The following is an 18,859-nucleotide window of genomic DNA, read 5'->3' as shown; positions in this document are numbered from 1 at the left end:
GTAGTCCCGGGCGGGCGCAGGGCGCCGGCTGCCGCCGCACCGCTCCGTCCCGGAGCACAGTCGCGGTTCGGCGCAGTCGCGCCGCAGCGGCATCGGGACGTGCAGCCGGCCCGCCTCCGCCGGCCAGGTGGATCGGCGCTTGCGGAGATGCTCCGTCGCGCTAGTCTTGAAGGTCAGCACGATCGCTGCGTTGCCGCCGGATGCCCATGTCCCACCCACCCTCCCCGCCTTCGCCTACGGTCCGCCGCCTGCTCGCTGAGGCGGGAACGGCGCTGAGCCAAAGGCGGCCGGACGATGCCGAGCGCGCGCTCACCAGCCTCCTGGCGCTGGCTCCGGATAACGTGGACGCCCGGTATCTGCTGGGCATCGCCTGCCTGATGCGCGGGGACAGTGCCCAGGCTGTCGGGTTTCTCCGCGCAGCGGCGCATCAACGTCCGGGCGATGCGAACATCCAGACGAACCTCGGCAGCGCCCTGCACGACGCCGGCGCCGTCGAAGAGGCCCTGGTCTGCCTGCGCCGCGCCTGCGAACTGGCTCCCGGACAGGCCTCTGCCTGGTACAACCTCGGCAAGGCATTGAAGCTGCAACGCCGGCTCGACGAGGCCGAGCACGCCCTGGGCCAAGCCCTTGCGCTCGACGCCAACCACCTTTCGGCACGCATCACCCTGGCCGACATCCACACCATCCGTGGCGGAATCGCCGCCGCGGCGCGCGAGTACCGCAACGTGCTGCAACGCCAGCCCGAATACGCTGCGGCCTGGCATGCATTGGCCAACCTGAAAACCGAACCGTTCGGCCCCGGGGACGTGCGCCGGCTGCAGCAGGCGCTGCGCAAACCAGGGCTGGATGCCGAATCCCGCATCCTGCTGGGTTTTGCCTTGTTCAAGGCACTGGAAGATCAAGGCGACCAGGCCGCCGCCTTCGAGGCGCTCCGCGAAGCCAACACGCTCAAGCGTCGGCAGGTCCGCTGGGACGCCGCCGGCGAGCACGCGCATGTTGCAGCGCTCATGGAGTCCTTTCGCGATCCGCCGGCCCGACCGCTGGATGCGTCGCTGGGGCAGGAGGTGATCCTGATCGCCAGCCTGCCGCGCTCCGGCTCCACGCTTGTCGAACAGATCCTCGCCACCCATCCCGATGTCGACGGCGCCAACGAAACCGACCTCCTGGAGCAAATCATCGACGAGGAATCCCGGCGGCGCGGCATGGCGTTTCCGGGGTGGGTGGCGACGGCCAGCCCGCAGGACTGGGATCGCCTTGGCCGCGACTATCTCGTGCGCGCCGCCCACTGGCGCCGGGGCAAGCCGCGCTTCACCGACAAGAGCCTGACCAACTGGCAGCTGACGGGTGCGGCACTGGCCATGCTGCCCGGCGCGCGCGTGGTCAACTGCCATCGCGACCCCGTCGAAACCTGCTTTGCCTGCTACCGGCAGCTGTTCAGCGGCGGCGCGCATTTCAGCTACGACCTCGACGAGATGGCCGCGCACTGCAAGGACTACCAGCGACTGACCCGGTACTGGCTGGAACGCCATCCGGCACGCGTCCTGGATTTTTCATACGAAGCCCTGCTCAAGGAAACCGAGCTGCAGGTGCGGCGCCTGCTCGATTTCTGCGGGCTGGGCTTCGATCCGGCCTGCCTCGCCCCGCATCGCACCCATCGCGAAGTGCACAGCACGGCCAGCGCGGCACAGGTGCGCCAGCCCCTGCGGGCAGACACGTCACGGGCCGGGCATTACGCCGCGCAGCTGGCGACGTTGCGCAGCCGCTTCGAGTCTTGAAGGAAAACCGGATCGCCGGCCCCGGCCGACGACCTTTTCGCGCCTCTTCGCCCCCGGCATCCGGACCCGCGCCCCATGGACGGGCGCTGGAAACCCGGTTCCGCTCATGCGCCGGCGGCGATCCGTCCCGATGGCTCCGCCACCCGTCCACACCATCGCCTTCCAGCGCATCCGCACCGCCCGTTCAACCGAAGGTGAAGCTGTAGACCTGCACCCCCTTCTGCGGGACATGCACCAACAGCACGTGCTCGCCGTCGGCCGCACTGTCGTACAAGGTATAGAGCCGGCTGCCCTGCACGGTGACGGCGGGCTGCGCCTTGCCGTCGACCGTCAGCTGCAGCGTGACCGGCTGCACGGCGCTGGCCACCACGTAGACTTTCGCGGCCTTGAAGCGCAGCCTGATGTCGCCCTCCGAACCGGCCAGCCTGGCGTATTCGTCGGTGATCTCCCAGCGCCCCTCCAGGGCATAGTGGTTGGCTGCGGGTCCGCCGGATGCATGGAAGCGGTGCATGCCGTTGCCGCCATCGCTGGCCTCGGCGGCGTCCAGCCCGGACTGCGTCGCACGGCCGAGGTGCAGTTCGGGGGTATCGCCAGCGGCAGGGGCATTGCCTGTCGCCACGCCCCCCGCCGGCAGCGGCCCCAGGTCCAGCAATGCGCGGACGGCGTTCTCCATGAGGTCATAGGCGCCCTCGCCGTAGTGGTGGCCGACCAGCCGGCCACCGCGGTCGACCAGGTATTCGGCCGGCCAGAACTGGTTGTGCCAGGCGTTCCAGGTGCCGGCATGGCTGTCCATCGCCACCGGATAGGTGATGCCGAGACGCTGTATCGCGGCCTGCACATTGGCCGGATCGGCCTCGAAATCGAACTCCGGCGTATGCACGCCGACCACCACCAGGCCCTTGTCCTTGTAGGCCTGGTACAGGTGTTCCACGTGCGGCAGCGCGCGGATGCAGTTGATGCAGGAATAGGCCCAGAAATCGATCAGCACCACCTTGCCGCGCAGGCTGGCCATGCTCAGTGGCGGCGAGTTGAGCCACTGCGCGATGCCGGCGAACTCCGGCGCCGGCGCTCCCGCCGGCGGGGCCGTGGCGTCGCCGCCGGCCTGCACGCAAAACGACATCAACACACAGACGAGCAGACACACCCAGCTCTTCATGACCGCCTCCTCGACAGCAATGCCGCCGCGACAAAGCAAAAGGGGTCGTCAACCTGACGACCCCATTCTCCCGGAAAACAACCTGGGCGGGCGACGCAACCGCAACAGCGGCTGCGTCGCCCGATACCGCGACTTACCAGTCGTAGCTCACGCCCATCTGCAGGTAACGGGGCGCCTCCAGGGCGAACGGCGTCAGGTAGATCGGATTCGGAGTACCCGTGGTCCCATAGAAGGTATTGATCTGGGTGTACTTCTGCTCGTCGAACACGTTGTGCACCTGGGCCGTGAACGCCAGCTTCTTGTCCGCCCACGACGGCCGGTACTCGACGCTGAGGTTCAGCTGATGCGTCCATGGCGTGCGGCCGGTGGTGCCGGGGGGAGTCGCCACGCCGCCGCACCAGTGGTAGGCGCCGTTCTGCACGGTCGCATAACCGGTCGGATCGGCTTCGTTCGGGCCGTAGAACCCAAGGCAGAAATTCGGGGTGCCCGAGGCGATCGTGTAGATGCCGCTGACCGTCCATTCCGGCGCGATCTGGTAGGTGCCGTAGGCCTTCAGCACGTGCCGCCGGTCGTTCGCCTGGCTGCCGTTCGCGTACTGCATCAGCGAGCCGAAGTCCCACTGCTCGGTGGCCGACACGGAGTTGCCGCCCTGCCCGATGCTCGACAGCGACGGACCTTCCGTGGTGCCGAAGCTGTGCGAATACACGTAGTCGATCTTGCCGGACCACTTGCCGTCGAACGGGTGCTCCAGGTACAGCTCCAGCGAGCCGTACTTGCGGGTCACCTTCGGGAAGCCGAATTGTGCCGGCGACACCGTCCAGCTGTAGTAGCCGCCATGGCCATCCGCGATCCGGAAAGTATTGGTCGAACCCGGATTGACCAGCACGCTGCCGTTGAGCGTGACGTTGGCGCAATTGGTGCCGATTGCCGAGGCCGCGCCCGGGTTCTGCGCCAGCAGCTGCTGGCATTCGACACCCGTGTCGTCGACGTCGTCGATGACGCGGCCCAGCGTGCGCCACATGGCCGTCGCGCCATACACCCATGCCGGGCTGATCTGCTGCTGCATGCCCAGCACGAACTCGTCCTGGTATTCCGCCTTGAGGTTGGCCGAGGCCACCGTCTTGGGATCCAGCGGCTGGCCGTATTCGTCGTTGGTCGAAACCGGGCCGGACGGATTCGAGGGCAGCGGGGTCAGCCCGGTCGGGATGCCGTTGGCATCGATGCCGGTGTAGTTGTAGTACACGTTGGTATACAGCGAACCGGAGGCTTCGCGCAGCGCCACGCCGGCCGGCATGGCCAGGTAGTAGCGGCCGGCATTGCCGAACACCTTCAGGGAGGAATCACCGAACACGTCCCAGCTGAAGCCGAGGCGCGGCGACCACTGCGGGCTGGTCAGGCGCAGATAGGCCACGTGGTCCGGGTTGTAGTTGGTGAACTGGTCGTTGCGCAGGCCGATGTTCAACAGCAGGTTCGGGGTCACCTGCCAGTTGTCCTGGATGTACTGCGCGCGCTGCTTCACCTGCACCGACGCCTGGGTGATGAAGACGTACTTGTTGACGACGTAAGGACTCGCGGACGGGCCCACATACGGCGGCGACGCCGGATTGGTGCCCACGACGGGCTGGCCCACCTTGACCGTGTTGTATTCCCACGCGTAGCCCGGCCCGGTCATCGCGTTGCCCGCGTCGACGTCGTTGCTCGTGTCGTTGTCGATGCCGAACAGGATGTCGTGGTTGCCCAGCTTCCAATCCAGGTCCAGGCGCAGGTTCGTCACGCTGGAGGTGTGCTTGGGATTGTTGATCTGCGCGTTGATGTTCTCGTTGCTGATGGGAGAACCGTTGGTGTAGGCCGGGTTCTCCAGGTTCGGGTTGAGGATCGTCGGCAGGGACGGATCGAACCCAGCGTACGCCGGCTGCACGGTGTAGTAGGTACCGTCCATCTTGCCGTACATCGCGTTCAGGGTGAGGTTGTCGGTGATGTACGAGGTGTACTTCGCGATCCAGATGCCGAAGGAATTCTTGATGCTCTGGTCCAGGCTATTGAAAGCACCCGTCTGATGGGTGTTGTAGTCGTAGTTGTAGAGCGAGCCCGAGACGGAGTGCGTGTTCTTGATGCCGGTCAGCGACAAGGTGTTGTTGTCGTTGATGTTCCAGTCCAGCTTGGCGTAAAGCTTGGGGTCGTTGATATGGAAATTCTCGATCTGGTTGAAGCCGCCGGAATTTACCGTGGAATTGAGCACCTCGGTGTGCTCATGCTTGTCGCCCTCGGCCGAGATGAAGAAGAACAGCTTGTCCTTGATCAGCGGACCGCTGATGTAGGCGTCGTAGACCTTCTCCCACTGGCTGTTGCCGCCCTTCTGGTTGTTGTAGATCTGCCCGTAGTTGCTGGCCCTGGGGTTCGACCAGTAGATGTTGTCCTCGTCGCTCGTGGCCCAGTCCGGCTGCCACAGCACCTGGCCGCCGAAGTGCCAGTCGTTGCTGCCGCTCTTGCCGATCTGGCTGATCACGCCACCCGCGGAACGGCCATACATGGCGCCATAGCCGCTGGTCAGCGTTTCCTGCTGCGAAATGGAACCATACGGAAGCGTGATGCCGCCAAAGTTGCCCAGCGGATCGGAGGTGTTGAAACCGTTGATGTAGTACGCGTTCTCCGAGGGGTCCGCACCGCCGAAGGAAACCACCGCCTTGCCCGTCGGACCCGCGCCCAGCATGCTCGCGCCTTCCACCGTGCCCGGGGCCAGCAAGGCGATCGCCTCGCCGCTGCGCGCCAGCGGCAGGTGCTTGAGCTGCTCGGCCGTGATGACGGTGGCCTCGCGGGTCGAGGTCACGTCGATCGCCGGCATGGCACTGCCCGTGACCGTCACGGTGGACAGGGTCTGTGCGCCCTTCTCATTCGCGCCGCCAGCCGCGAAGTTAACTGCCTGCGCGCCCGCCACGTTCGGCGTGACGTTGGCTTGCGACTGCACCACGGTGCCGTTCTGCAGCAGGTTCACGGTATAGGTGCCCACCGGCACCGTGATCGAGTAGTGCCCGGTGCTGTCGACCGGCACCGAGCGATTGAAGCCCGAGCCACCGACGACCTGCACGGTCTCGCCAGCCGCAACCGGCGCGGTACCGAAAATGGAGCTGGTGGTGGACTGCGCCAGCACCTGGCCCGTCATGCCGGCACTCGCGGCAATGGCCAGCGCCAGCGCCGTGCGGCGCAGACGCGTACCACGCGACGACGCATCGTGGAATTTTGCGATGTTCATTCAGGACTCCCCAGCGTTTGCAATGGAAATGATCTTGGCCCAAGGCCAATGATGGAAAATCATTGCGAGTTAATGACTGGTGGACGCTTTCCGCTCCGTGCCAGCCGAATAACTGCAATTCAGGAAATACTCAGGTATCGACAGCAGCTACCTGCACGCTGCCTGCCCTCGACCGGCATCCGCATCCCATTCCGCCGTTCAACCGGTCTTGTCGAGAAGTCGAGTGGCGATATTGGCCAGGACATCACGCTCCATCGCAATCTTCTGCAATCTGGCGCGCAATTGATCGACATCGCTGGCCGCGCCTCGCATGCAACGAAAGCGGCGCACCCAGACCCGCACGACCTCGCTGCGCAGACCGAGCTGCAAAGCCGCTTCACCCACGGTCAGTCGATGCTTGACCACCAACCGGACGGCTTCAGTCCTCACTTCGTCCGGGTAGAACCTCGCGCGCATCAGCCATGCCTCCAGTAATTATTCTTTTCTTGCGTACGTTTCGCAGCAACTTGCAAGTGTCGCAGCCGGTCCGATCGACGCCGGCCAATGTCGCAGCCGCATGACGAGTGGGACATCTCTTTATCTCCACAACCGCAGTACATTAAATAAACATTTACATCCTTTACATAGCCAATGTGGTTCAAATGCGCATGACCAAAACCCGATGCCGTTTGTCGGCGACATAACCAATTCCACGGAAGCTCATATAGCCAATAGGAAGCTCGCATGTTTCTCGAACTCGATGGCCATGGCCCCCATTACAGCCAACTGACCCGAGCCATGAAGTCGGCCATCCAGGATGGCCGGCTGGCGGTCGGCGCCCGGCTGCCCCCCACGCGCGTGCTGGCCGAGGAGCTGGGGCTCTCGCGCATCACGGTGCTGACCGCTTACGAGCAGTTGCGGGCCGAGGGTTACATCATTGGCCGCGTTGGCTCCGGCAGCTACGTCAGTGCGTCACGCACCGACCCCATGCCGCCCAGCCACACGCAAGCGAAATCCATCGCCCCGCCTTCGAACTACGCGAAGCGTGCGCGGCAACTGGCGGACTGGTCGATCGCCAGGCTGCATCACGACCGGCGCCTCGACATGCAATACGGACGCTCGCAGGTCAATCCCACCCTGGGCGCCATCTGGGGACGCGAACTCGCCCGGGCCGCGACACGCACCAAGCTCGAATACACCAGCCACCAGGGGTTGCCGATCCTGCGCGAACAGATATGCCACTATCTTGCGCGGCGCCGGGGCATCCGGACCTCGCCGGACCGGATACTGGTCGTCGGCGGCACCCAGCAGGCGATCACCCTGATATCGCGCGTGCTGCTGGACGAAGGCGATACCGTGGCGATCGAGGAGCCGCACTATTTCGGCGCCTGGCAGCAGTTCGGCGCTCATGGCGCGTCCCTGCTGCCCATCCCGACGGACCGGGAGGGCCTGGTCTGCGGCGCCTTGCCGCGACAGGCGCCGCGCCTGGTCATGGTCACTCCCTCCCACCAGTTTCCCAGTGGCCCGCCGCTGTCCCTGCCGCGTCGGGAGGAGCTGCTGCGCTACGCGCAGGCCGGGGACTGCTGGATCGTGGAGGACGATTACGATGGCGAGCTGCACCACGACTCGCCGCCGCTGCCGGCCCTGCGCTCGCTCGACGCCGATGACCGGGTGATCTACGTCGGCACCTTCTCCAAGGTGATGTTCGGCGCCATGCGGCTGGGCTACATGGTGCTGCCGGAAGTGCTGCGCGGCGACTTCATCAACGCCAAGTACCTGTGCGACCGCGGCAGCCCGGTCATCCAGCAGGCCGCACTCGCGCATTTCATGGAAGACGGCGGCTTCGAGCGCCACCTGCGCTACATGACGCGGGAGCTGGGCGCGCGGCGGCGGGAGCTGCTCGCCGGGCTGCAGCAGCACGCCGGCGCGCGCGTGCAGATCGCGGATACGCATGCCGGCATGCACATCGTGGTCTGGCTGCCCGACTACAGCCACGCGCAGGTCGACGCGCTGATCGCCGATGCGCACGACCGTGGGCTGGGCCTGTACTCCATCGCGCCGCACTACCGGCAGCCGCCGGCCGTGCCCGGCCTCATCCTCGGCTACTGCGGCCTGTCCAGGGTGCAGTTGCGCGAGGCGATGCAGCTGTTCGGAGAATGCCTGGACGCGATCGATGCCGCGGCGCGGAAGCTTTCGCCGCCGCGGCGCCAGCGGGCATGAAGACCTGATCGCACTCAACCGAGGAAGCGGTAGCCCACGCCCGGCTCGGTCTTCAGCCAGCGCGGCTGTGCCGGGTCGTCGCCCAGCTTCTGGCGCAGCTTGCCGATCACGATGCGCAGGTACTGGCTGTCGCCCACGTGGCTGGGGCCCCACACCTCGCGCAGCAGTTGCGGCTGGGTGACCACGCGGCCGGCGTGGCGCAGCAGCAGCGCCAGCACGGCGTACTCCTTGCGGGTCAGCGCCAGCTCGGCGCCGTCCAGCCGCACTTCGCGGCGCAGCAGGTCCACGCTGAGCCGGCCGTCGTCCCAGCGCGGCGGCGCCTCGGGCTCGCCGGGCGGGCGCTGGCGCAGCAGCGCGCGCAGTCGCGCCATCAGCTCCTGGATGCCGAAGGGCTTGGTCACGTAATCGTTGGCGCCGGCGTCCAGCGCGCGCACCTTTTCGGCCTCGGCATCACGCACCGACAGCATCAGCACCGGCACCCGGCTCCACTGGCGCAGCTCGGCCAGGACCTGGTGGCCGTCGCGGTCGGGCAGGCCGAGGTCGAGGATCACCAGGTCCGGGCTGCCGGTGGCGGCCAGTGCCAGCCCTTCGGCGGCACTGGCCGCAAGCAGCACCTGGTAGCCCTCGGCGCGCAGGCCGATGTCGAGGAAGCGGCGGATCTGCGCCTCGTCGTCGATCACCAGCACACGGGGAGAAGTGTTCATGCAGGGCTTGCGGGCGCTTCGGGCAGCGACAGGGTGATGCGGATGGTGGTGCCGCCGCCTTCGCGCGGCAAGGCCTCCACGCTGCCACCATGCGCGCCGATCATGCCGCGGCAGATCGCCAGCCCCAGTCCCGTGCCCTGCACGGCGCGGTCGCCGCGCGACACCGAATAGAACATGTCGAAGATGCGCGCGCGCTCCTCCTCGGGGATGCCGGGACCGCGGTCGCCCACTTCCAGCAGCAGGTGCTCGCCGTCGCCGCGGGCGGCCACCGTCACCGGCTGCTCCGGCGGCGAGAAGCGTGCGGCATTCTCCAGGATGTTGAACAGCGCCTGCTCGATCAGCGCGGGGTGCACGTAGAGCAGTATGGTGTCGTGCGGCAGCGCGGTATCCACCCGCACCGCGGGGAACAGCTTGCGCAACCGGGTCACCGCGGCGGCCACGATCTCGGCCACGTCCACCCAGTCGCGGTTGAGCTTGAGCGTGCCGTGGCCGAGCCGGGTCATGTCCAGCAGGTTCTGGATGTAGCGATCCAGCCGCTGGCCTTCGCCCAGGATCGCCTCCAGCAGTTCGCGGCGCTCGTCCGACGGCAGCCTGTCCTCGTAGTCGATCAGGGTGCCGGCCGCGCCGATCATCGAGGACAGCGGCGAACGCAGGTCGTGCGACACCGAGGAGAGCAGCGCGCTGCGCAGGCGCTCCGTTTCGCCCTGCACGCGCGCGCCCTCCAGTTCCTCGGCCAGCCGGGCGCGGGCCAGCGCCTGGCCGATGTCCTGCACCATCGCCAGCGCCAGGCTGCGGCGATCCGGGTCGGGTTCGCCCGCATCGGGTGGAAAACGCAGCGCGGCCACGCCCAGGCGCTGCTCCTCGCTGCCCAGCGGCAACAGCCAGCAGGGTGCGGCGTTCAAGGTGTCGGTGTAGCGACCAGCCGGCGCGGCGTGACGCTCGCACCAGTCGGCAGCAGCCAGGTCCTGCGGCAGCAGCTGCAGGTCGTGCGGCTCCGCCGCCGTCGGCTGCAATGCGCCGGCGGCATCGCGCGCCAGCAACGCGGCCTCGCAGGGCAATGCCTGCGCCAGCGCCGCGACGCCCACCGCGCGGATGCCGGCGGCATCGGTGCTCGCGGCCAGCCGCTGGCCCAGCAGCAGCAGCGCGCGTGCCTGCACGTGCGCGGCGCGCAGCGACTCCACCTGCTGCGCCAGCCGGGTGGCCAGCCGGCTGCACACCAGCGCGGCGAGCAGGAACAGGCATACCGCCAGCACGTCGTCGGGACTGGAGATCTCCAGCGAATAGACCGGCGGGGCGAAGAAGAAGTTGTAGCAGACGAAGCACAGGATGGCGGCGAAGACGGCCACCGCCATGCGCGTGCGCACCGCCACCACCAGCACTGCGGTGAGGAAGATCAGCGACAGGTTGGCCACCGACAGATAGCGCTCGCCAATGAAAGCCAGCAGCAGCGCACCCAGCGTGGCCAGCGTGGCATAGGCGTATTCGCCGCGCCGGCCGAGGCCGCCAGGCAGCCCCAGCCGCAGGCGCCGGCGCGAGGCCGCCCGCTCTACCGGGGTGGCGATGATGGTGAGCTCCAGGTGCGCGCCGCGCCGCAGCAACTGCTGGGTCAGCGAGCGGCCCACCATGCGCGCGAACAGGCGCTCGCGGGTGCGGCCGAGGATGATCTGGCCGGCGCCCTCGCGGTCGGCGTACGCCAGCAGTCCGTCGGCGATGGTCTGGCCGCGCAGCACGGCCGCGTCGCCGCCCAGCCGCCGCGCCATCCGCAACGCGCTTTCCAGCCGCTCGCGCCGCGCGGCGTCCAGTGACGTCCCCGTATCCACGAACACCACGCTCCATGGCGCGCCGCGCCGCTCGGCGATGCGCCGCGCCACGCGCACCAGGTATTCGCTCTGCGCATGGCCGTCGATCGCCGCCAGCACGCGGCGACGCACCGGCATCGCCGCACCGCGCGCCAGCATGCTGCCGCGCAGGTCGCTCTCGACGTGGCCGGCCACGGTGTCCACCGACAGCTCGCGCAGCGCGGCGAGGTTGGTGGGCGAGAAGAACGCGTCCAGCGCCGCCGCTGCGGTTTCCGGCACGTAGACCTTGCCCTGCTTCAACCGCTGGATCAGCTCGCGTGGCGGCAGGTCCACCAGCACGATGTCGCGCGCGCGGTCGAGGAAGGCGTCGGGCACGCGTTCGCGCACGGTGACGCCGGTGATGCGCCGCACCTGGTCGTTGAGGCTCTCCAGGTGCTGCACGTTGAGCGCGGTGTAGACCTCGATGCCGGCGTCGAGCAGCTCGGCAATGTCCTGCCAGCGCCGCTCGTGGCGGCCACCGAGGAGATTGGCGTGCGCCAGCTCGTCCACCAGCAGCACGGCCGGCTTGCGTGCCAGCGCGGCGTCGAGGTCGAATTCCTCGAACTCGCGGCCGCGGTACTCCACGCGCCGCCGCGGCAGCACTTCCAACCCCTCCAGCAGCGCCGCCGTCTCCACCCGGCCGTGGGTTTCCACCAACCCCGCCACCACGTCCACGCCCTGCTTCTTCAGCTCGCGCGCGGCCGACAGCATCGCCCAGGTCTTGCCCACGCCCGGTGCGGCGCCGAGGAAGATCTTCAGCCGCCGCTGCCGCCCGTCGCTGACGGCATCGAGCAAGGCATCGGCACGGGCATCGCGGGCGGCATCGGTCATGCGCTTACGTTAGCTCCAACTCAGCGCACCGCCAGCGCGTCCAGCGCCAGGTTGAGCTCGAGCACGTTCACCCGGGGCTCGCCCAGCACGCCGAACTGGCGGCCGCGCGTGCAGCGCGCCACCAGCGCCCGCACTTCGGCGGGTGGCAGGCCGCGCGCCCGGGCCACCCGCGCCAGCTGGTACTGCGCCGCCGCCGGCGAGATCTCAGGGTCCAGCCCGCTGCCGGAGGCGGTGACCAGGTCCACCGGGATCGGCGCATGGTTGCCGGGATCGGCCGCCTGCAGCGCGGCGATGCGCCGTTCCACCGCGCCGGTCAGCGCCGGGTTGGCCGGCCCGAGGTTGGATCCTCCGGATGCGGTGCCGTTGTAGGCCTGCGGCGCGGTAGCCGACGGCCGTCCCCAGAAGTACTTCGGCGCGGTGAACTCCTGTCCGATCAGGCTGGAGCCGTTCGGCCTGCCGTCGCGCTCCATCAGGCTGCCGTTCGCCTGGTGCGGGAACATCGCCTGGGCCAGCCCGGTGACCACGAGCGGATAGACGAGGCCGGTCAGCACGGTCAGCAGGACCAGCAAGGTCAGGGCGGGACGGACAAGTGCGGGTGTGCGCATGGTGGTGGCCAGGGTTTTTGGGAAGTGCGGCCATGGCATGCATGGCCGCTTTTCGATACTCGCGATCGCGGATCGATCGCAAGAAGAACCTAGAAGCTCCCTTGCAGCATCAGCAGGCCGCGCGTACCGCCCACGGCCAGCGTGTCGGCGGGGCTCTGGAAGCTGGTGGTATGGCGATAGAAGCGGTCATTGGTGGCGTGGGTGACCACGCCGAGCACCGTCCAGTGCGTGTTGATCGCGTACTTGGCGCCCACGCCGATATCGGCGTAGCTGGGGTCGCGCGCGCCATCGGCATTCGCTGCCGCCAGCCCGGTGCTGTAGGAGGTGTAGCCCAGATGCAGGGTCAGACTCCACTGTGGATCCAGCGGAATGGCGCCTTCCAGCATCAGATAGCTGGTGCCCCGGGAATGGCCGCGATAGCCCTGCTCGCGATCCGCGCCGAAGTAGTCGGTGAGCGCATAGTTGTATTTCAGCGTCCACAGTTTCCAGTTCAACGCCACGTTCGCTTCGCCCGTATCGAGCGAGCGCGCCGGCAGACCGGCGTGGTCGAGATTGGCGCCGGGATAGAAGTAGCCGTACAGGCCGGCGCGCCACGACCAGTCGGCGTTGATGGGACGGCCGTAGCTGGCGTAGATGTCCCATTCCACCGAGCCGCCGGGATAACTGTGATCGCTGACGCTGGACATCCAGCTGCCCGCGGCGAAGCCGCTGGCGGTGGCGAGATCGGCGCCGCCCTGTACCGCGGGCTTGCCCCAACTCTGGGTGAGGCCGCGGAAGACGTAGTCGGAGGCGAGCTCCACGTTGCCGGTGACGGTGGTGGCCGGCGTGTCGTCCGCGAGCACCGGCATCGTGCCGAACTCCGCAACCAGCCCCAGCATTGCAACAAAGCAGTGCATTCGTATGTTGAACATGCTGCCCTCTGGTGAGTTCATGTGGGTCAGATGCCGGCGTAGCCGCCGAAGGCATGGTCTTCGGCACTCGATGGCTCATCCGACGATGCACGGGATATGCCAGCACGCGCCGAGGGCAACGTGACCACCACGTCGCACAGGGTTTCGTTGGTCGACACGCGCAGCTCCATGTCCGGATGCGTGTCGTTGGGCCATGAAAGCGAGAGCTTGAGCGTTTGCATGCCGGAAACTCCTCTCAGGCCAGTCCGCACAGGACCAGCAGCAGGTCGATCAGCTTGATGCCGATGAACGGCACGATGACGCCGCCGAGGCCGTAGACCAGCAGGTTGCGCCGCAGCAGCGCACCGGCGCCCAGCGCGCGGTACTTCACGCCCTTCAGCGCCAGCGGGATCAGGAAGATGATGATCAGCGCGTTGAAGATCACCGCCGACAGGATCGCGCTGCGCGGCGTGGCCAGGTGCATCACGTTGAGCGCGTTGAGCGCCGGGTAGGTGGTGGCGAACGCGGCCGGGATGATCGCGAAGTACTTGGCGATGTCGTTGGCGATCGAGAACGTGGTCAGCGCGCCGCGGGTGATCAGCATCTGCTTGCCGATCTCCACCACCTCGATCAGCTTGGTCGGGTTGGAATCCAGGTCGACCATGTTGCCGGCTTCCTTGGCCGCCTGGGTGCCGGTGTTCATCGCCACCGCCACGTCGGCCTGGGCCAGCGCCGGCGCGTCGTTGGTGCCGTCGCCACACATCGCGACCAGGCGGTTCTCGGCCTGGATGCCGCGGATCAGCTTGAGCTTGGCTTCCGGCGTGGCCTCGGCGAGGAAGTCGTCCACGCCGGCCTCCGCCGCGATGGCGGCGGCCGTGAGCGGGTTGTCGCCGGTGATCATCACGGTCTTGATGCCCATCCGGCGCATCTCGGCGAAGCGCTCCTTGATGCCGCCCTTGACGATGTCCTTCAGCTCGATCACGCCCAGCGCGGTGTTGCCCTCGGCGACGATCAGCGGCGTGGCGCCGCGGCGGGCGATCTCCTCGGCCATCTGCTTCACGCGCGCCGGCAGGTGGCTGCCGATCGATTCCAGGTATTTCTCCACCGCGTCGAGCGCGCCCTTGCGGATCGCGCGGCCGTCCACGTCCACGCCGCTCATGCGGGTCTGCGCGGTGAACAGCACGAACACCGCATGGCCTTCCTCCAGCTGGCGTTCGCGCAGGCCGAAACGCTGCTTGGCCAGCACCACCACGCTGCGGCCCTCGGGCGTCTCGTCGGCCAGCGAGGCGAGCTGGGCGGCATCGGCGAGTGCACTTTCCTCGATGCCCGGCGCCGGATGGAAGGCAACCGCCTGGCGGTTGCCCAGGGTGATCGTGCCGGTCTTGTCGAGCAGCAGCACGTCGACGTCGCCCGCCGCCTCCACCGCGCGGCCGGAGGTGGCGATCACGTTGGCGCGGATCATCCGGTCCATGCCGGCGATGCCGATCGCCGACAGCAGCGCGCCGATGGTGGTGGGGATCAGGCAGACCAGCAGGGCCACCAGCACGGTCAGCGTGATCGGATGGCCGACGCCCGCGGCCTGCACGCTGTAGATCGAATACGGCAGCAGGGTGGCGCAGGCGAGCAGGAAGATCAGGGTGAACTTCGCCAGCAGGATGGTCAGCGCGATCTCGTTCGGCGTCTTGCGCCGCGAGGCGCCTTCCACCATCGCGATCATGCGGTCGAGGAAGCTCTCGCCCGGGTCGCTGGTGATGCGCACCACCAGCCAGTCCGACAGCACGCGGGTGCCGCCGGTGACCGCGCTGCGGTCGCCGCCGGACTCGCGGATCACCGGCGCGGACTCGCCGGTGATCGCGCTCTCGTCCACGCTGGCCGCGCCGATCACCACCTCGCCGTCGCCGGGGATCTGCTCGCCGGCCTCGACCAGCACGTGGTGGCCGCTGCGCAGGTCGGCGGAGGAGACGACGGTGACCACCGCCTCGCGCTCGGGGCCGGCCAGCTTCTTCGCGACCACGTCCTTGCGCGAGCTGCGCAGCGCGGCGGCCTGCGCCTTGCCGCGCCCTTCCGCCAGCGCCTCGGCGAAATTGGCGAACAGCAGGGTGAACCATAGCCACGCGCCGACCCAGAAGATGAAGCCGGTGGGCGCCTCGCCGTGGCCGGCGAGCGCCTGCACCCACAGCAGCGTGGTCAGCACGCTGCACACGAACACCACGAACATCACCGGGTTCCTGAACTGCAGCCGCGGCGACAGTTTGCGGAACGAATCCGCGACGGCATGGAGGACCAGTTCGCGGTCGAAATTCTGGATGGAGTCCGCGCGGACGGCATGAGTCGTCGAAGTCATGGATCAGTGCCCCGTGGCAGACATCAAGTATTCGGCGATCGGGCCGAGCGCCAGCGCCGGCAGGAAGGTCAGCGCACCCACCACGATCACCACGCAGGCCAGCAGCGCGACGAACAGCGGCGTATGCGTGGGCAGGGTGCCGGCGGATTCGGGCACGTGCCGCTTGGCGGCCAGCGCCCCGGCCATCGCCAGCATCGCGATCGCCAGCGGGTAGCGCGCCAGGAACATGCACACGCCCAGCAGCACGTTCCAGAACGGCGTGTTCGCGGAGAGGCCGGCGAAGGCGCTGCCGTTGTTGTTCGAGGCCGAGCTGACCGCGTAGAGGATCTCGCTGAAACCATGTGCGCCGGGATTGGCGATAGCCGCCACGCCCGCCGGCGTCATCACCGCGATCGCCGTGCAGATCACCACCAGCGCGCAGGGCAGCAGCACCGCGAGGCTGGCCATCTTCATCTCGTAGGCCTCGATCTTCTTGCCCAGGTACTCGGGCGTCCTTCCGACCATGAGGCCGGCGATGAATACCGCCACCACGGCGAAGGCGAGCATGCCGTACAGGCCCGAACCGACGCCGCCGAAGATCACCTCGCCCAGCTGCATCAGCCACAGCGGGATCAGGCCGCCCAGCGGCGTGAGCGAATCGTGCATCGCGTTCACCGCGCCGCACGAGGCCGCCGTGGTGATCGCGGCGAACAGGCCGCTGGCGGCGATGCCGAAGCGGGTCTCCTTGCCCTCCATGTTGCCGCCGGCCTGCAGCGCGGAGGCGTGCTGCTCCACCACGTGCCGCGCCACCAGGCCATGCAGTGCCGGGTTGCCGGCCTGCTCGGCGGCGACCAGGCCCACCGTCAGCGGGACGAAGATCAGCAGCATCGCGGCGAGGATCGCCCAGCCCTGCCGCCGGTCACCGACCATCCGGCCGAACATCACGCACAGCCCGCCGGGGATCAGGAAGATCGCCAGCATCTCGATGAAGTTCGACAGTGGCGTGGGGTTCTCGTACGGATGCGCCGAGTTCGCGTTGAAGAAGCCGCCGCCGTTGGTGCCTAGCATCTTGATCGCCACCTGCGAAGCCGCCGGCCCCATCGGCAGGGTCTGGGAGGTGAGCGGTGCGGGCCGGGTCTCGGGGTTGCCGGAAGCATCCTTGACGGGATTGCCCGCCGCATCGGTCACCGGCTGTGCGTACGTGCTGGCCTGCACCACCGGCACGTCCACATAGGGCTTGAGGTTCTGCACCACGCCCTGCGAGGCCAGCAGCAGCGCGACCACCAGCGACAGCGGCAGCAGCACGTACAGCGTGGCGCGGGTCAGGTCGACCCAGAAGTTGCCCAGCGCTTTCGAACTGCGCCGGGTGAAGCCGCGCGCCACTGCCACCAGCACCGCGATGCCGGTCGCCGCCGACAGGAAGTTCTGCACCGCCAGCCCCAGCATCTGGGTCAGGTAGCTCATCGTCGACTCGCCGCCGTAGCCCTGCCAGTTCGTGTTGGTGGCGAAGCTGATCGCGGTGTCAATCGCCGAATCCGGCGCCACGTTGCCGAAGTGCTGCGGGTTCAGCGGCAGCCACTGCTGCACCCGCTGCAGCAGGTACACGAGCAGCAGGCCGAGCACGTTGAACAGCAGCATGGCCAGCGCGTAGCGCTTCCAGCCCATGTCCTCCTCGCTGCGGATGCCGCAGAGGCGGTACAGCAGGCGCTCGATGCCGCCGCCGACGCGCGTCACGCGGTTCGGCGCCTCGGCGAAAACCCGTGTCATGTAGCTGCCCATCGGCTTGAGCAGCAACAGCAGGACGACCGGGTACAGGCCGACCTGGATGAAATCGTTGGCGGTCATTCAAACCACTCCGGCTTGAGCAGGGCCACGCACAGGTAGGCGATCAGCAGCACCGCGATGACGGCGGCGATGGCGTAGGCGAAATGCATGCAGACACTCCCGCGATGCGAGTCAGGTTCGGGACGGATGGCGCGCGTTACCTGCGCGGACCCAGCCGGTCGCAGACCAGCAGGAAGCCGAGCACCGCCGCGCCCAGCACGAACAGGAACAGCAGGTAGAGAAAATCCATCGGCGTCGACTCATGGAAACGACGCCGCGCACTGTAGGCAGTGCGGCATATGAAAGGGATAGCGATCCGCGGCTGGCGCGTATAGAACGCGTAAATTTTCCGCCGGCGGGAATTGCGCGTTCAGACCACCGTAGTCGCGGGGCCGTCCACGCCAGCCACCTGCGCCGGTGCCAGCCGCTGCAACGCGTAACCGGCCGCATCCCAGGCATCCAGCCCACCCCGCAGCGGCCGCACACGGCGGTAGCCGCGCGCCATCAGTACCCGCGCCGCGTGGGCGGCGGAGACCTCGTTCGGGCAGTTGCAATACACCACCAGCTCGCGATCGGGAGGGATCGCGACGACAGCCTGCGCGATGCCCTCGACATCGGTGAGCAGGGCGTCGGGAATGATCCGGTCGTCCAGCTGCCGGGCCACCGCCGAACGCACGTCGATCACCACGGGCGCGCGACCCGCCGCGATCGCACGAGCGAGCTCCTCGACCTCGATGCGGGCCATCCGCAGCGAACGCAGCAGGCGTTCGCGCCGCCACCACCTGGCGAGCACATAGGCCACAAACAGCGCGGTCACCACCTCGACCGCCAGCGTGCCGGCATTGGCGACGGCATCCAGCACGTGGTCGACTTCGCCCGCGAAGGCGTAGCCGAGCGCGATCGCCACGCCCGCCCAGAGCAGCGCGCCCAGGCCGTCGAGCAGCACGAAGTTCCGCGGCGGCAGGCCCATCGCGCCGACCAGCGGCGGCGCCAGCATCGACAGCCCCGGCACGAACTTGGCGACCAGCAGCACCCGGCCGCGCCAGCGCTGGAAGCGCAGTTCCGACTGCTTCACACAGGAATCCGGCGACAGCGAGATGCGGCAGAGCGTGCGCATCACCCCCGCGCCATAGCGCCGCCCCGCCAGGTACCAGGCCAGGTCGCCGAGCAGGCTGCCGGCCAGCGCCGCCGCCACGATGCCGGCCAACGGCAGGCGGTCGGCCGCCGCCAGCGCGCCGGCCACGACCAGGGTGGGCACCGCCGGCACCGGCGCGCCCGCCTGCGTCGCCAGCACGTTCAGGAACACCAGCAGCAGACCGTACTGGGCGATCAGCGCAATGATTTCGTGAGCCATCGGACCAGCCCCTCGGCAGCAACGACAAGCCGCCACCCCATCATTGGGCCGCCCGGCGCAGCTTGCAATCGCCCGTCGGACGCTGGTTCGCGGCGAGCCGCCCTCTATAA

Annotated in this window: 14 protein-coding genes; 2 read left to right on the top strand and 12 right to left on the bottom strand. The window is 68.1% G+C overall.

Translation table 11 applies throughout. The features are described 5' to 3' along the window. The first annotated feature begins 206 nt into the window (after nt 1-206). Entirely contained in the window at nt 207-1,775 is a 1,569-nt protein-coding gene (locus tag ABQJ56_RS08970) for a tetratricopeptide repeat-containing sulfotransferase family protein (protein WP_367844671.1), read from the top strand. Between the two features lie 184 nt (nt 1,776-1,959). Here ABQJ56_RS08970 and ABQJ56_RS08965 read toward each other — a convergent pair whose 3' ends face one another. From ABQJ56_RS08965 to ABQJ56_RS08955, 3 genes are all read right to left on the bottom strand, one after another. Continuing rightward, nucleotides 1,960-2,931, bottom strand: coding sequence for a thioredoxin family protein (locus tag ABQJ56_RS08965; RefSeq protein WP_367844670.1), 972 nt, complete (start codon nt 2,929-2,931; stop codon nt 1,960-1,962). Nucleotides 2,932-3,064: 133 nt separating this feature from the next. Beyond that, a complete protein-coding gene (locus tag ABQJ56_RS08960) occupies nt 3,065-6,181 on the bottom strand; it encodes a TonB-dependent receptor (protein WP_367844669.1) in 3,117 nt (1,038 codons plus the stop codon). Between the two features lie 198 nt (nt 6,182-6,379). After that, entirely contained in the window at nt 6,380-6,637 is a 258-nt protein-coding gene (locus ABQJ56_RS08955) for a transposase (protein WP_367844668.1), read from the bottom strand. A 267-nt stretch (nt 6,638-6,904) separates the two neighbouring features. On the opposite strand from ABQJ56_RS08955, the gene pdxR reads away from it, so the two are divergent. Next, a complete protein-coding gene (pdxR, locus tag ABQJ56_RS08950; RefSeq protein WP_367844667.1) occupies nt 6,905-8,380 on the top strand; it encodes a MocR-like pyridoxine biosynthesis transcription factor PdxR in 1,476 nt (491 codons plus the stop codon). Between the two features lie 14 nt (nt 8,381-8,394). On the opposite strand, the gene ABQJ56_RS08945 is transcribed toward pdxR, so the two are convergent. From ABQJ56_RS08945 to ABQJ56_RS08905, 9 genes are all read right to left on the bottom strand, one after another. Continuing rightward, complete coding sequence (locus tag ABQJ56_RS08945; protein WP_367844666.1) at nt 8,395-9,084, bottom strand: response regulator; 690 nt, start codon at nt 9,082-9,084, stop codon at nt 8,395-8,397. Next, the gene (locus ABQJ56_RS08940; protein WP_367844665.1) at nt 9,081-11,753 is read right to left on the bottom strand and encodes an ATP-binding protein; all 2,673 of its coding nucleotides are present in this window, start codon (nt 11,751-11,753) and stop codon (nt 9,081-9,083) included. Before ABQJ56_RS08940 ends, ABQJ56_RS08945 begins: the two co-directional genes overlap by 4 nt. A 20-nt stretch (nt 11,754-11,773) precedes the next feature. Beyond that, nucleotides 11,774-12,358, bottom strand: coding sequence for a potassium-transporting ATPase subunit KdpC (kdpC, locus tag ABQJ56_RS08935; RefSeq protein WP_367844664.1), 585 nt, complete (start codon nt 12,356-12,358; stop codon nt 11,774-11,776). An 89-nt stretch (nt 12,359-12,447) separates the two neighbouring features. Further along, a complete protein-coding gene (locus ABQJ56_RS08930; protein ID WP_367844663.1) occupies nt 12,448-13,269 on the bottom strand; it encodes a TorF family putative porin in 822 nt (273 codons plus the stop codon). A gap of 26 nt (nt 13,270-13,295) precedes the next feature. Then, nucleotides 13,296-13,490 (bottom strand): hypothetical protein, encoded by a 195-nt coding sequence (locus ABQJ56_RS08925; protein WP_367844662.1) that lies wholly within the window; start codon nt 13,488-13,490, stop codon nt 13,296-13,298. 14 nt (nt 13,491-13,504) lie between these two features. Then, nucleotides 13,505-15,592, bottom strand: a complete 2,088-nt coding sequence (kdpB, locus tag ABQJ56_RS08920) for a potassium-transporting ATPase subunit KdpB (protein ID WP_367844661.1) — start codon at nt 15,590-15,592, stop codon at nt 13,505-13,507. Nucleotides 15,593-15,595: 3 nt separating this feature from the next. Then, nucleotides 15,596-17,416 (bottom strand): potassium-transporting ATPase subunit KdpA, encoded by a 1,821-nt coding sequence (gene kdpA, locus ABQJ56_RS08915; protein ID WP_367844660.1) that lies wholly within the window; start codon nt 17,414-17,416, stop codon nt 15,596-15,598. Continuing rightward, on the bottom strand, nt 17,413-17,505 hold the full coding sequence (kdpF, locus tag ABQJ56_RS08910; RefSeq protein WP_181300560.1) for a K(+)-transporting ATPase subunit F: 93 nt from the start codon (nt 17,503-17,505) through the stop codon (nt 17,413-17,415). Before kdpF ends, kdpA begins: the two co-directional genes overlap by 4 nt. Nucleotides 17,506-17,765: 260 nt before the next feature. Then, entirely contained in the window at nt 17,766-18,737 is a 972-nt protein-coding gene (locus ABQJ56_RS08905) for a VTT domain-containing protein (protein WP_367844811.1), read from the bottom strand. Nucleotides 18,738-18,859 lie beyond the last annotated feature (122 nt).

This window comes from Rhodanobacter geophilus (genome assembly GCF_040812275.1).
In the GTDB taxonomy this organism is placed as follows: Bacteria; Pseudomonadota; Gammaproteobacteria; order Xanthomonadales; family Rhodanobacteraceae; genus Rhodanobacter_A; species Rhodanobacter_A geophilus.
Note: the sequence above shows the minus strand (reverse complement) of the source record. Positions and strands in the feature narration are given on the sequence as shown.

Coding starts and splice junctions, on each gene's coding strand:
- kdpF (WP_181300560.1), bottom strand. CDS start 17,505: ATGCATTTCGCCTACGCCATCGCCGCCGTCATCGCGGTGCTGCTGATC.
- ABQJ56_RS08955 (WP_367844668.1), bottom strand. CDS start 6,637: ATGCGCGCGAGGTTCTACCCGGACGAAGTGAGGACTGAAGCCGTCCGG.
- ABQJ56_RS08960 (WP_367844669.1), bottom strand. CDS start 6,181: ATGAACATCGCAAAATTCCACGATGCGTCGTCGCGTGGTACGCGTCTG.
- ABQJ56_RS08940 (WP_367844665.1), bottom strand. CDS start 11,753: ATGACCGATGCCGCCCGCGATGCCCGTGCCGATGCCTTGCTCGATGCC.
- ABQJ56_RS08970 (WP_367844671.1), top strand. CDS start 207: ATGTCCCACCCACCCTCCCCGCCTTCGCCTACGGTCCGCCGCCTGCTC.
- ABQJ56_RS08945 (WP_367844666.1), bottom strand. CDS start 9,084: ATGAACACTTCTCCCCGTGTGCTGGTGATCGACGACGAGGCGCAGATC.
- ABQJ56_RS08930 (WP_367844663.1), bottom strand. CDS start 13,269: ATGTTCAACATACGAATGCACTGCTTTGTTGCAATGCTGGGGCTGGTT.
- ABQJ56_RS08965 (WP_367844670.1), bottom strand. CDS start 2,931: ATGAAGAGCTGGGTGTGTCTGCTCGTCTGTGTGTTGATGTCGTTTTGC.
- kdpB (WP_367844661.1), bottom strand. CDS start 15,592: ATGACTTCGACGACTCATGCCGTCCGCGCGGACTCCATCCAGAATTTC.
- ABQJ56_RS08925 (WP_367844662.1), bottom strand. CDS start 13,490: ATGCAAACGCTCAAGCTCTCGCTTTCATGGCCCAACGACACGCATCCG.
- kdpA (WP_367844660.1), bottom strand. CDS start 17,416: ATGACCGCCAACGATTTCATCCAGGTCGGCCTGTACCCGGTCGTCCTG.
- kdpC (WP_367844664.1), bottom strand. CDS start 12,358: ATGCGCACACCCGCACTTGTCCGTCCCGCCCTGACCTTGCTGGTCCTG.
- pdxR (WP_367844667.1), top strand. CDS start 6,905: ATGTTTCTCGAACTCGATGGCCATGGCCCCCATTACAGCCAACTGACC.